The 14,247-nt window shown below is 57.4% G+C and carries 7 protein-coding genes and 1 pseudogene; 2 read left to right on the forward strand and 6 right to left on the reverse strand.

Annotated elements, in window-relative coordinates; all coding sequences use genetic code 11:
- Positions 1 to 477: 477 nt before the first annotated feature.
- The 6 genes and pseudogenes from VOY09_RS17840 to VOY09_RS18295 form a co-directional block, all read right to left on the reverse strand.
- Complete coding sequence (locus VOY09_RS17840; protein WP_322896074.1) at positions 478 to 888, reverse strand: hypothetical protein; 411 nt, start codon at positions 886 to 888, stop codon at positions 478 to 480.
- 2 nt (positions 889 to 890) lie between these two features.
- Entirely contained in the window at positions 891 to 7,964 is a 7,074-nt protein-coding gene (locus VOY09_RS17845) for a filamentous hemagglutinin N-terminal domain-containing protein (protein ID WP_322896076.1), read from the reverse strand.
- Between the two features lie 43 nt (positions 7,965 to 8,007).
- Entirely contained in the window at positions 8,008 to 9,600 is a 1,593-nt protein-coding gene (locus tag VOY09_RS17850; protein WP_322896078.1) for a ShlB/FhaC/HecB family hemolysin secretion/activation protein, read from the reverse strand.
- A 4-nt stretch (positions 9,601 to 9,604) separates the two neighbouring features.
- Positions 9,605 to 10,390, reverse strand: a complete 786-nt coding sequence (locus VOY09_RS17855) for a tetratricopeptide repeat protein (RefSeq protein ID WP_322896079.1) — start codon at positions 10,388 to 10,390, stop codon at positions 9,605 to 9,607.
- Positions 10,391 to 10,779: 389 nt separating this feature from the next.
- Positions 10,780 to 11,415: a hypothetical protein gene (locus VOY09_RS17860; protein WP_322896081.1), complete on the reverse strand. Its 636-nt coding sequence runs from the start codon at positions 11,413 to 11,415 to the stop codon at positions 10,780 to 10,782.
- A gap of 237 nt (positions 11,416 to 11,652) precedes the next feature.
- Positions 11,653 to 11,972 (reverse strand): annotated as a pseudogene (locus tag VOY09_RS18295) (helix-turn-helix domain-containing protein).
- A 380-nt stretch (positions 11,973 to 12,352) separates the two neighbouring features.
- Here VOY09_RS18295 and VOY09_RS17870 point away from each other — a divergent pair.
- A complete protein-coding gene (locus tag VOY09_RS17870; protein ID WP_322896085.1) occupies positions 12,353 to 12,685 on the forward strand; it encodes a hypothetical protein in 333 nt (110 codons plus the stop codon).
- 725 nt (positions 12,686 to 13,410) lie between these two features.
- The gene (locus VOY09_RS17875; protein ID WP_322896087.1) at positions 13,411 to 14,211 is read left to right on the forward strand and encodes a hypothetical protein; all 801 of its coding nucleotides are present in this window, start codon (positions 13,411 to 13,413) and stop codon (positions 14,209 to 14,211) included.
- The last annotated feature ends 36 nt before the right edge of the window (positions 14,212 to 14,247 follow it).

The raw sequence follows: 14,247 nt of genomic DNA on the forward strand, positions 1-14,247 counted from the left end.
GCATCACACCCGTCATGAAATTGAATATGGCTGCATGAATTCTACGGATGCACCCCGTTAAAAAAGGGGAGATTACCTATTGGCTGAGAAAAAACGAAACCCAACCCGATCAGCAGGTGCAAAAAGTAGCTTAATCAACGCCAGATACTGTCCAGCCGATGGGGAGTAGCTCAGTCTTCGTTCGACAGTATGAAAATGAACAATGCGATGCACGCTATTGAAGTCGCGTGACCACGAACCTTGCATGATGGAGACGGTATGTTGCAAAGTGCTGCACTTTGCCCATGTTTCATTGGGTTTTTGGCTTGGGCGCTGATGCGAGCTTTTATGATAAAGCGTGCAAAAGTATGCTATGAATATTTTTCTCTGTTTATCATGCGTAAGTCACATAGCCCGAGGCGGCCAATTTTGGAAAGCATCATGACCAAAACATTCAACAGCAACACCGCTCCTGCGCTTGGCACTTCAAAGGTTGGTCTACGAGGCGAAAGGAGGCATTGACCACTCAATAAATGGGAACATTGTACTAAACCGAGCCGCAACCTGAGGATTTCGATGTAACGCAGCAATCGCTTCCGTGCGCCCTACGTGAGCATCGTAGCCGCCATGCACGTCCACATTCCTACAGTAGGCTATACCATCAACCGCGTCTTCTTCACCAAACTTCAAACCAGAAGATGGAACGAACCCAACAATACGATCAAAAGATGTGGCCGACTTTTCAAGTTCATCCAATTCAAAGAAAAAGCTTGGTAAGTCCTCTGTAGAATTCTCAATCACCCAGTAAACCCATTGAATAAATTCTTCACGGCTTACAGCACCTGATATCCGACACACATTAGCAAATCCTAAATCTGAACTATCATCACGATCAACAGCAAACTTCATTATCACTGTCCTCCTGACATAGCTTCACCACCAATATGCGCTGTTCCACGATGGGTTGTGGAGGGAACAAGCTGCATGCGGCCACTATCTTGATGGTGATGCCACGTAAAATCAGGAATTTTCGCTCTACCGCCGTGAATTGCGTTTAACTGCGGCTGTGTAAACTGAGACCGCAGTTGTGGATTATTAGCCATCGTTGTACGTAAATCCCGCGTCGCCATACGCATTTGCCCTGCATAATCTGTGGCATTGAAGGCAGCCGCCGGAAACCGTGTATCATAACGGGCAACGTCGTCAAAAATTGGGAACCCGCGCTGATCAAAGACGATATCGGTCCTTGGATGTGGTTGTCCAGCCAACCTGACATTGGGTGCACCAAATGGCGGTACTGTCGTAGAAGTTATATTGCCGTTGTAAAAATCTTCGTAGTTTTGTCGCCATGCGCGCGGATCGTAGAAACCTCCCACTCCCCCATTTGGGGCCGTTCTTGCCCCAATTCGGACGGTCCCTGTCGCAGTCTGAAACGCGGTGAAGCTGAGGCCTAGTTCCGCACCAATCTGCGCTCGCATAACATCAGCTTCGAATATACGCCCTGAAGCTTCCAGCAGGTCCGCCTCGGCAAAACGTTCACGATAAGCCGCGGCCGGATTGCTGACGAAGTCTACAGCTGATGCACCCATTGCGGACAACGTAGCCAAGGCATCGCGATCGCCGACCCTTGCACGGCTGATCAAGTCTGCAAGATTGATCAATCCAGTCAACGTATCGACCGGCAACGACGCTAGCGCGACAGCGCCCACTTCGCGTCCATAATTACCCATCAACTCATTTGCGAGATTACTGGCATAGGACTGATTGCTATGTGTTCCGTCCAAGACAGGGTACATTGCGGCATGGCCGCCATAGCTGACCAAAGCATTGCGGAGTTCGCCGAGCTCAATTTGGCAAGCCATGCTGCGGACGTCTTGACAGGCTTGACGCAGCTCTAACGCGCGTTGCGCGCGGCGGTCCGCCAGCTCCATCAATCTGTTTGCGGCTGCAGCACAACTGGCTTCGTCACCACATTCTCCACCCGAAAGCAGGTCTTGTAGAGCTTCAAACTCAACCGCTTCGGCATGAAGTAGATAGTTATTCTCGAATGCGGACTGGCTGATCGCTGCAGCCTGTGTGACGTTCTCGGCCTTGCCAGAGGAGACGAAGTAGCCAGAGACTGCTCCGATCAACTCCGCACGTGCGATCGCGGTTTCGCGAACGTCATCGGCTAGGCCCGCACGGTCAGTATACCCTGCGTAATAGGCGCTAACTGCACCTCCGACAGCCCCTGCCCCACAATCGGCCCCCTGCATCTCAGCCAGCGCGCATCCGACGACGGCATGGGCAAGGATGTGGCCCATAGAGCCTTCACCACCCAGCCCAGCTGCGTTATCTCCCACAATATTATGCATATCCGCCATGAGCAGCCCTGCAGCACTGGACCCGAGGCTGGCGCTGAAGCCTGCCACGAAGTCATCGCCGTAGACCCCGGTGCGCAGGGCGGCCGTGATGGTGGCATCAAGCCCGCCTTCGGCGAGATTCGCGATGGAAAGGTTGCCACGGCCAAAGAGCGAGTCTTGGTTAAGGCCGAGATTATCGGGCAGATTGATCCCCGCCGTCAGCCCTGAGGTGACACCGGAGAAGGCGGCGTTTTCCAGCATCGCACCGATGTCCATGTTGCCGGTGATCGTGCCTTCGATCATGCCGGTGGTCATGGAATGGCCGAAGGCGGTTGCTGCCGCTCCGGCTGCTCCACCCAGGTTCAGGACTTCGCCAAGTCCCGGCACATAGGCGCTGACGGCGATGCTGACCAGCGCCTTGAACGCGGGGTTCAGGACGACCTGCTGGTCATAGTAGTGCTGGTCGATCAGTAGGACGGCGTTGTTGACGGTGCTCTCACGCTCCAGCAGCGGGGCGATATAGCCATAGCCCGGTCCGTCCTGCACACCGGGCAGTGCGATCTGGCTCATATCGAGATCTGTGCGCCAGCTGTCATCATCTGCGCCGCTTGATGGCGGGCCTGTGGCGGGATCTGTATCGCCGAGGAACATCGCGGCGATGGCCATGTTCGCCTCGCCGGTGTTGACCAGTGCAGCAGCATGCGTTGCGCCAATGCGCGGATCGCGGATCGCGTCGAACGTCACCGGCGAGCCTTCATCGAAGGCAAAGCCCGCCGCGCGCAATTCATTGAAGGTCGCGCGTTCGGTATAGTCTTCCTGCGTGGTCGTGGTGATCGTTACGCCGTTGTTGCGCATCACGTTGCTGGAGGCGTAATCGGTATCCACTGCTGCCAGCAGATAGGTTTGCCCACCGACATCGGTGCGCAGGATCCCTGCCGCTTCAAAATCCACAGCGACCAGCGTCAGATCACCCGCCGCCGTCAGATCAATAATGCCCGCCACCCGCGCGGTCGAGCGCAGGCTTTCAGTGTTCAGGCTACGTATGTCTGTGCTTGAACTGATCAGACCACCCAGCATGGACGAACTGGACTGATAACTGCGCGCCGAGATAGCCGTCGGAGCGCTGACAAGGATCGACCCACCCGCCGCCGTCATGCGCAGATCACCAACTTGCAGCGCGTCCAGCGTATCGCCGGTCTGGCCTGCCGTGGCGAACCGCGTCCCTTCTGCCGTAATCATGCCTGCGGCAAAGACGTCGATCTCGGCGCCTGCAATCTGGCTGACCTGATGGGCCAGATCAAAGCGCTGGTCGCGTACAGAACTTTTGGAAATGAAGTTGCCGCCCTGCGATGACATATCGCTGAAGCTGTAATCAGCGACGGCCTGCATCAGCACGTCACCGTCCTGCGCGATCAGCCCGACAGCGCCTCCTGCGTCAAGCACCGCACCTTCCAGCACGATGTCACCGCGTTGCGCGAACAGTGTCAGCTCTGCACCAGTGACAATCTGGCTGGCCTGATGACGCAGGCTTTCGGCGCGGTAATAGCCGCCGTCAAAGTCAAGCTGTGCCTGCCCTTCCAAAGCCAGCGCACCAACGGTAATCCCGTCACCGGCAACCAATGTGGCCGCACCGCCCGACGTAACCTCTGCCCCTGTCAGCACGATGCCGCGCTCTGCCAGCATCACCAGCTCGGTGCCTGCGGTGACTGTCGAGGTTATTCCGGCCACATCCTGATAGGACCTGTCGTCGCCCCCGCGCACAACGGCCGTTTCAATGACGATGTCACGTGCTGCAATCTGCACCATGTCAGCCGCAATCGTCCCACTGAAGGACGTCAGCGTGCCCGCCACATCCAGCGCCAGCACATTTTGTGCGCCCAGCATGCCGCCGAGGTTCGCGAGATCACCCTGCACCACCAGTGCCAGATCGCGTCCCGCCGTCACCGCCCCGCTGTTGACGAAGCTGCCTGCAAGCAGGTTGATATCAAGACCTGCACGTATGCTACTGCCACCTGTCACTGATTGCATTGCCGCAAGCGATGACGCCGACGCCAGATAGACCCGCGGGACAAGCACGGTCTGGCCGTTCACGACAGCCTCTTCCAGCCAGATGATATCATCGGTCAGGGCCGCGATCTGTGCAGGCGTCAGGGCAATCCCGGGCGTCAGATCAAGGCTACGGGCAGCATCCACTGCCGCATCATACATCCGCCGCATCTGCTGATAGGGGTCAAGACCTCCAATCCCCAACCCCTGCCCCGTAAGCTGGAACATCTGTTCGCGCACGAACAGCGTTTCGGCCCAGGCATCGCCAAAACGCTTTTGCAGCATGGCAGGGTCGTAGTTCAAAGCACTCAGGAAATAATCGGAGGACAGGAAACGGCCAAGATCGACAAAGTCGAGCCGCGTCTCGATGAGGAATGGCGCGTTAGGATCAACTGTACTGACAAAAAGGGCTGTGTTGCCTAAAGCACCGCTCGCAAAGCCTGTGACCGATCCTGCGACAGGCGTCAGGGTTTCAAAATCAGGCGCAGCAGTCGCAATCTGCGCAAAGTCCGGGTCGGTCAGATCCGGAGCATTGCCACTGTTGCCTGTGGCCGGCGCGCCGGCACCGACAGCCCCGTTTGCGATATAGCCGGTGACTTCCCCGACAATGCTTCCGCCGGCCGTGATCGTCGCAAAGACTGCACCGATCTCCTGCATGATCGGATCAGAAACAATGATGTTGCCTCGAGTTGTTCCGCTGACGCAAAAAACCAAACATGTTCGACGACGTGTTACCGACTGCGTCTCGCTTTCGGTCAGTTCCATCAAGGACAGACCGGAGTTTGTCAGTTCCTCCAGCGTCAGGTTGATGTCACCCTGCGCAGATATCAGGCTATACATGTTCCGTGCCGTGCCGCCGGACAGCGCAAGATCTCGGCCCGAGACAATCATAGAGGCCACGCCGTCGCTGGTTGCGACGTCGGTGGTTGTTGTGGTCGTTGTCGTGTTGGTCGTGCAGCGATAAACGCCAAAGCCAAACACGCTGGGACACGTGCCCGAATTGCGTGAGATACTAGAAACGTCGACCTCTTTTGAGACGCTGACCTCTGCGCCGATGTTCTCGATCAGACTGGCCGCAAGCGCAGTATCCCCGTCAAAAGTCTCGATCAGGCCCCCGCGCTGGTTCGTGATCGACAGCGCCAGCGCGTTGTTCAGACCGCCGATTTGCAACGACCCTGCAGCCAGCAATATCCCTGCATCATTAAGGATCGCATGATCGGTTGCGAGTGACAGCAGGTCCTGACCAAAGATAAGGCCCGTATTCGTCACGGCACCGGCACTCTGCGCAATCAGCGTACCAGTGGCCGCAGCAATCATTCCGGCATTATCGATCCCGGCGCTTTGCAGGGTCAGACTCTGACCGCTAACGATATCGCCATCTGCGCGGTTCAACAGCTGTGCAAATACGCCAACGTCCATCCGGCCCGCCGCCTGCAGCAGGCCAGCATTATCAAACAGCCCTCCCAAAGACAGCGCGATATCATGACCGGCAACTATATCGCCTGTATTCACAAGGTCGCGCGCTTGCAGGTCTATCTGGCCTGCACTTGCCTGAATCAGACCGGTGTTCGCCACATCCAGCAACATCGCGATTGTCATGTCGCCAGTAACAGCACCAATCGTGCCCGCGTTGGTCAGACGCGCGGCAACTAAATCAACGCCCTGCAAGCCGATCATCTGTGCGGAAGCACCGTTCTGCACGACACTGGCTGTGCCATGGACCGACAACAGGCCCGCCGACTGCAAGATGCCAGCATTTGTCAGGCTGTCCGTCTTGAAAATGGTCAGATCGTCAGCAGCGACGATCAATCCCGTGTTGTTCAAGCTGCCCGCCGCAAGATCAATCGCGCCCGCGCCAGTTTGCACGTTGCCGCTGTTATAGATGTTCCGGGCAGACATTGCGATGGCTTCAGCGGCCTGCAGCACCGCATGCGTCGCAAGATCACCACCCGCTTGTAAAGTGACACTGCCACCGGTCAAGGCTTGGCCTTCAAGCGTCAGATCACCTTGAGCCGCAAGTGCGACGTCACCAGCCACAGCCTGTAAGCCAGCATCAACCTGCAAGCTCTGTCCCGCTGCGATGCTTATCCCCTGACCGGCCTGCAGTGATCCGCCGTCGATGACCATACCAGTATCCACCGCAGTGACCGACAGGTTGCCACCGGCAATCACTTGTCCGCCTGTGGCTGTCAGCTGTTCTGTTGCCAGGGCGATATCACCCTGCGCCACAAAGCGGCCTGCGGGCAGATCGCCTTGCGCGGCGATTGCAATGATACGGGCATCGGCGCTGATATCGCCACCCGATGCGGCCTGTGCGTCTGACAGGGTGATGCTCTCCACCGCCTGCAAGGCCAGCGTTGCATCCTGCGCCACACCGTTCCGCGCCATGCCCGCCAGCAGCACCGCATCGGCTTGTGCTTTGATGTTGCGCGCCTGCACGCTGACATCGCCATGCGACAGCACCCGGGCGGCAGCCCCCAGAACGGCATCGCCGGTCCCGGTAGTGAGAGTCAGATCGCCGATAGCGGCCAGTTCGGCCCCTTCACCCAGCGTCACGCCGCTGCCTGCCTGCAAGGCAAGGGCCGCCTCGGACACGATCCGCGCATCGGTTTCCACAAGGATCGCGCGGGCAGCCTCAATCTCAAGCGCTTCACGCGCGGCAAGACTCTCCTCCACCGTCACATCGCTGCTGGTGGACTGCACCTGCATCTGGCCTTGCGCACTGGCACGCCCCATCACCAGCCGCCCGTCAGCGGTGATATGCATATCACCCGTTGTAGCCGCCATATTCTGCGGCGCGCGCACGCCGACACCGCTTTCCGTCGAGGTGATGCTGATTGATCCGGCGTACATGCCGCCCAGCACGCTGGAATCAATCGCGAGCTCTGGCGCATCACTGCCGTCCACTGCGCGCGGGGTCACTTCGTCAGTCAGATAAACCACATCATTGCGCCCCGCGACGACGCGGATGCGCTGGCCCTCGACGGCCCCCGCCACGCTGATGCGGCGGCTCAGCAGATCGAACCGCAGCGTGTCACGCGCTGCCGCACCATTCTCACCAATCGCAATCGCGCCGCCATCGATGCCAAGGCCGGTGAATACACCCGCCTCCCAAGTCGGCGTGCCGGTTGCCAGCGTCATGCGATCCATGTTCAGGAACCCACAGCCATCGCAGGTGATGCCGTAAGGGTTGGCAACAATCACATCGGCACGCGCGCCAGCGACCTCCAGATAGCCTGCCAGCGTGGACGGATTGGGGCTGACAACCTCGTTCAGGATCAGGCTGGCAGCCCCCCCGTTCGCCAGATTGGCATTGCCCGGGATGATCCCGCCCAGTTGTGTCGTGTCAAAATTGCCGGAGATGTTGTTCAGCAGCAGGCCGTCGGGGCCCACGTTGAACTGGTCATAGCGGTTGTGGGAAACTCCCTGCCCGTTCGGGGTCTCGATCATGACCATCGGCACGCCGTTGGGTGCATTGCCAATGACCGGGCCATCGCCCGCCGCGACAGTCTGCGCCATGATCGGCTGCATAGTCAGTGCAAAGACCGAGACCGCCGTCACCAGCTGGTTCAGAACACGTGATGTTGCCTTGGTCATTGCTGACCTCCCTGTCCACAATCCCGATCAAACCCTGTCATCTTCAAAACCGCCAGCCCGCAGAGATCAGAAAATTCCCGTCCGGGCGTGCAATACCGCCCGGCACTTGCAAGATCCGCCCGTAACTCGCATCAATATCAAACCGCCCACCAACCAGCCGCCCGCCAATGGTGGCCCCGCGCACAACGCCACCTGCGATACCCGCATCGCCTTGGGCTGCGATCACGCCACGATCCGCTGTGACGTAGAGTTCGAACACACCAAGATGTTCCGGCAAGGTCGCTGGTGTGCGCCAGAAGACCTCGTTGCGCCAGACATGGCCCGTGTTTCCGCTGACTAGCACCGCCTTGGAGCCGCGCACTGACGCGCCGCCACCCAGATTGAACTGCTGCGTGCCGTAGAGCAGATCATCACTCCACTGACCGCGCAGGCTGGTGGTATAGCCGATCCGGCTGCTGCCCGCTTCAATCAAGCGCCGGAACCGCAGTTCTGCATCCCAGAGAGCATATTGCGCATCGGGCTGGCCTGCGGGCTGGGTATTGGCATCCTCTGCCCCGAACAGGCGCAGGCCATGCTCAAACCCCGCCAGAGCCTCCAACACGCCGCCCCATTGCGCGCGTTCATGTGCCACGCCGTAGCGCGCAGAGGTTAGCACCCGACTGGAGGCATCGATGCGCACATCAGCAATCCGGTTCTCGTTCACGCGCCTAGTCAGGCCGAACGTCATCTGCGTCTTTGACGTCTGGTCGCGCGCTAACAGGGCGCTGCCACCCAGTCCGATGGTGCGCGTATCACCGTCTACCGCGATCGGGCTGAAGGCGCCGGGGACCGTGGTCGCATAATCCGACCAGCCGACATTGGCGCGGACATTGAACGTGCCCGTGGGCACATCGACCGATACATTTCCACTGCGCGTGCGGGGCCCTTCGTGGAACAGATTGAGCGGATGGTCCGGCTGGCTGCGTGACAGGTTCAGACGGAATGTTTCGTTGAACCCGAACGCCTGCGAGATGCTGCCATCCAATGCGGTTATGAACTGCCCAGTCGCGGCGGCTGCCCCTTCATCGGCCTCGTCGTCGCCGATGTTCGTACTCGACAGCCGCAATTGCCACGGCCTGCCTGTTGTCGTGATATCCAGATCGGTGACGCCGTCAGCGTCGCCAGGAGCCAGCTCCAGTTGCGCATCAAAGCCCGGCATTGACCGGATTACATCCAAGCCCTGTTCGACGCTGCGCAACTGCACCGGCTGTGCGCGCTGACCCGGAAAGCTGCGCGCTTCCCAGCGGGGGTCTTCCGCACCGTTGAACCGGACGGCACCCAAAGTGCCTTCGACAAGCCGGATCTCCAGCGTGCCGTCACCAAGGTTCTGTTCGGGCAGCCATGCCCTCGCGGCGATATAGCCCTCATCCACATAAGCCAGCGTCAGCGCCTGCAGCACCTCGTCGATCTCGGCCAGCACGGTGACGAAAGGCACGCATCTGCCGGTGATCGGGGCAGTCAGGGCCGCAATCTCTGCCGGGGGCAGCAAAGCGGCACCATCCACCGTCACGCTGTCGATCTGCAGACAAGCCGCAGTGGCTGATGTTCCCGCCAAAATCGCAGCCAGCGTCAGGCTTAGTCGGATACCGGCCCGCACCAGCCTAGTCCGCAGCCTGCATCTGGTCTTGCGTCCAGTCGCGGGCACGCGCCTGCGCCTGCGTGACTTCGGCCGCACTTAACTGGGCTTCGATCCGGTCGCGCAAGCCCCCGGCCTCGGGATGTGCCCGCACAACCGCAAGGCTCGCCAAGGCATAGGCTTCGATCAGGTCAGGCTCATCCGCCGCTTCCAACAGCCGCGCCGTCTCGACCATGCCCACCGCATTGCCCGCATCCGCAGACTGGGCAAACCAGTCGCGCGCTGCCGCCACGTCTTCCGACCGCAAGGCGGCAGCGCCCAACAGGTTCATCGCCGCGACATTGCCTGCCTCGGCCGCTGTTCGCCAAAATCCATCTGCACGCACAGGATCAGCATCAACACCGCGTCCAGCCTCATAGGCCAGACCGCACGCCACCTGCGCCTCGGCAAGGGCCGCCTCTGCCGCAGCACAGATCAGCCGCGTCCCTTCGATGTAATCGCGCAGCAGCACTGTGCCTTCGTGATACATCAGCCCCAGTCGCAACTGTCCCGCAGGATCGCCGCCTTCCGCCGCAGCCGCATAAAGATTGGCTGCGCGCATTGGATCAGGCGCTGCCCCGATACCCAGCTCGAACATCCGGCCCAGCCAGAATGCACCCGCCGCATCGCCAGACTCAAAAGCGGCCGCAAACTGCGCAGACGCCTCAGACGCATCGCCCTGCTGCAAAAGCGTCAACCCCTCGTCCACATTCGCACGCGAAGCGCCCGCAAGACTGGTGCAAAAACCAGCGACAATCATCAGTGAGCGCATTACAATCTCCGTGTGGTGAACAATAGGATAACTCGCCCTTTGGTAGTGGCGCACCCCCCTTGGGTCAATACGCTTTGGCAACGACAGAACTGGTTTTGCGCATCGGAAGCCCAAAGCACTCATAAAGTCTCGGTAATATCAGGCTAAAAGCGGACGAAAAAGCGCGCACATTTACGCAAGTGATGAACAGAAAACCCGTAAACAGTTTGTGCGTCGGAGAATACAACGACCATGTTATCAAGTTGATAAAACCATCCGAGATTACATTGCCCTATCGAGACGAACGACGGCTTTGACGGAACGCACCACAGCACCAGCCAAGATTGATGAACGGCGCGCAGGGCCAGACATGACAAGGTTCCAGATCGCCCACAGCGCACTTTATAAGCTCAGTCTTTGATTGCCAAAATGCCAACAAAAGCTTCATTGCCATCTTCAAACGCTTCCGCGGCAAAGCCCTCTCCTTGGTCGCCAACAAAAGCGCCACTTCCTCCGACATCAACATTTAAAGCAGATTGGCCTTCAGGTGTCAGACTTCCTGTAAAACGACCAATATACTCGTTTTGACCAAATCCGGACAAATTGTAAGCAAGGGAACCAGAAATACGTTCACCAGTGAGCCCATCAAAACCCTCTACGTTGGGATTGTCGATTTGGAAAAAGTTATCAGCTGTGCCGGTGACCGTTTGATTCCCAAAGTTGGCCAAGATGGTGGTCGAACCAACGGCGCCGAATGTTGCGATATCAACACCTTCCCCATTATCTTGGATCAAGCCAACGACAGCAACTCCAATATAGTTGGCAGTACCTGACGCGGGGAGACTTGCAAATGCAGTAGGCTCGCCCAGTTGATCAATGTTCGTGGTGCCAATGGCGTTCTCGAACGCTTCGGCACGATCAATGAGCTGTCCCAGCGTGACAACCGAAGGCCCTCCGTCAGAGTTTGACACCCCACCAGATGACGATCCACCGCATGCAGACAACATCGATATGGCCCCGCAGCTAAGGAGTAAATTGAGCTTCATTCATTTTTCCTTGGATTTGATACGCTGACGTTTACCGACATACGAAAAGTTGTCAGCGTTACTCAACAAACACTCCAAGGTTGCGGCCTCAAAGTTCGGCTTAGTGCCCTTTACGCATCACAGCTGTTCAGATCGGGCTAAGCGTCGTCCTTACAACATGCTGCGTGATCTATGAACGTCCGGTCACGTAAAAATAAGCCGTAGGTGTTCACAAAATCAGAATATAGGATCAAATATCTAGCCTTTGCTCAGTACCCGCGCGCGATCAAACAGGCGACGGCGCTTGATGGCGGGGATCGCAAAGTAGGCCCGCAGCAAATCCAGTGATTCCTTATCGGTCAGGATGTCGCCTCGCACGTATATCACTGCCTGGGGTATCTGCCGCAGGGTGTGCATCGTAACCTTCAAAAAAAGAACGAGGCCGGCACGCCCAGCACATTGCCGATATCCCAAAGGCGCGAGGCGCTGACGCGGTTCGCGCCGGTTTCGTATTTCTGTATTTGTGAAACTTTGTTCCCGACATTCTCCGCAAGTTGCTGTTGCATCATCCCGACCAGCCAACGTCGATGCTTGCCACGCTTGCCTACCTAAATATCGACGTGGTGCTTCATAACAATTGTTCACATCAACCGACATTCCCCAAGTGGTCAGTCTCTGCATAACCTGATTGCCCACCACTACGCGACGTTCAAGCGCTCTGGACCAGATTGCAGTGACCAGCTTTCGGCAGTCCCGGCAAAGCGGGCATCCCATTTGCCGTCAGGTGGGTGTGCTTAAGGCTTATGCTGTTGGTGCAAGCTTTCAACCAAAAGCTCGCATGTGACACAACTGTCTGCTGAGCGGCAGGATAGGAGCGTCATTGGACACGGATCTTTGACGGGCTGCCATGCACGCCCTATTGATGTTGCCAATAACGAAGGATCTCGGAGCCGATGACATGACTATCTTACCGCGCCGCCAGATGACGACCTTGGAGGCTTATGCCGCTCACGGCTCGGTCAGCTATGACGAGATCAGTGCCGAGCGGTTCGCGAGTATCCTGAAGGGTGCCACGCCGACGACCGGCGAAAAGGTCAGCGTCTGTCAGGGTCTGACCGAAATGCCAGCAGCGTCAATCAACCGCGAAAGCGCTGATGAATTAGCGGTAGAAGTGGGCATGACACGCGCGGCACTGGAAGCCCGCTGTCACGAGCTCTGCGGCGTGGCAATGGGGGCCAATGCCTTTCCAGTCGATCTGCCAGCGCCACCAGAACTGACCCCGTGCAAGTGAAAACAACCACAACTGTCGATCCCGAAGATCCCCCGAGGAAAAACTGCCGGGTCAATGCCACCCACTTATCTCTCGAATGGTTGGGCAATCATTCTGGGCGAATGCTATTTCCATTAAAATTAATCAGACCTAGCCATTACGCCAATACTTCTTGACTTCGGTCTAATCCCGGAGCTAGATGATACAATATGTTGTGCCTCTCGGCGCATATTTAGCCATTGGTAGATCAAGTCTCTTGACTTTCGAATCACCTTGAATCAGCTTGCCTACACAACAACAGCTGTGAAGGCAGAGAAATTGTCCGGAAATCCGCCAACCATAAATCGCGAGAATCACGCGCGGGTCAAATATCTTTTGACACTGGCCGGGTCATCATTTTCGGATATTGCGAAATCCTTATCAATCTCGACATCGGCAGTATGCTCGGCCTCCTTAGGCCGTTTCAGATCGTCGCCTGTTGAGCAGGAAATCGCGAAGGTGACAGGAATGTCCACTTCTGAACTTTGGCCCGACCGAGCTGTCTCTGCAAGCACGGAGGATGCCGCATGACTTAATCATACCCATAAGAATGAGCAAAGCCCGGTAGCTTTCGCTAACCGAGCCCGCCTTGATCAGCCTCATTCTTCCCACTCAAAAATTCAAAAGTCAATGGGCCCGCTCCAGCGGATGGCTGTTTGCGACCCGGAATCCGGCGCTTCCGCGCTCGGACAGACGGAAGTTATGAGATGAATGCACTACTCGATCATCAATTGATGGAACCAGACACGATCCCAATGACGGATTTGTCGGGGATGCCGGAGGCGTTCCAAAGGGCGTACGGCCCTACCGAACCATACGCCAACGAAATCGGCGACTTCGTCAGGCAAGATGCAGACCTGATGCCCTACCAAGGCTGCAGATCAATCAATCCTCGGTCGCGCGGCTCGTGTCGAATATTTGCTGTTTTTCCGGACCTTCCCAGCAGGAAACCGCGAACCTACGGGCTCGAAAGCCAAGTCGAATACCATAATCTTGCCATCACCCTCGTTGATCCAACTGTCGCGCAGGTTTACGAACAAGTTGGGCCCGTTCCGTTCGTTGGTGATGCTGGCAAACCGGCCACTCACTTCTTTGATCTTGTAATCACAGAAAAGGGTGGCAGGCGCATTGCGGTTGCCGTGAAGCCAACTGATCGTTTGGCCAGCAGTCGGTTCATGCGTGAACTCAATCAATTGGCAAAGACAATGCCCACGGGCCTTGTTGACGAACTGCGGCTTGTGACTGAGCAGAGCTTTTCGCGGTCAGATGCATTCAATGCAATCATGTATCTGCGGTTTTCTCTGACGCCAGATTTCGAAGCAGACGGCCGACTGACAGACGCGCTCTCCTCAGTGAACGGTGCAATGACCATCGGAGACATTTGTCGGCTTTGCAAGTCGGGCGGGCGTAGTTTCAAAGCGGTCGTCAGAGCGATCTTCGAAGGAAAACTAAAAAAGATCAGTAAGGGCCGGATCAATCTCTTCACAATCGTGGAGAAGCGGTCATGACACAAAAGATACAACTCAACAAAACGGACAGGTACT

Source organism: Yoonia sp. 67-2 (genome assembly GCF_035117555.1).
Lineage (GTDB): Bacteria > Pseudomonadota > Alphaproteobacteria > Rhodobacterales > Rhodobacteraceae > Yoonia.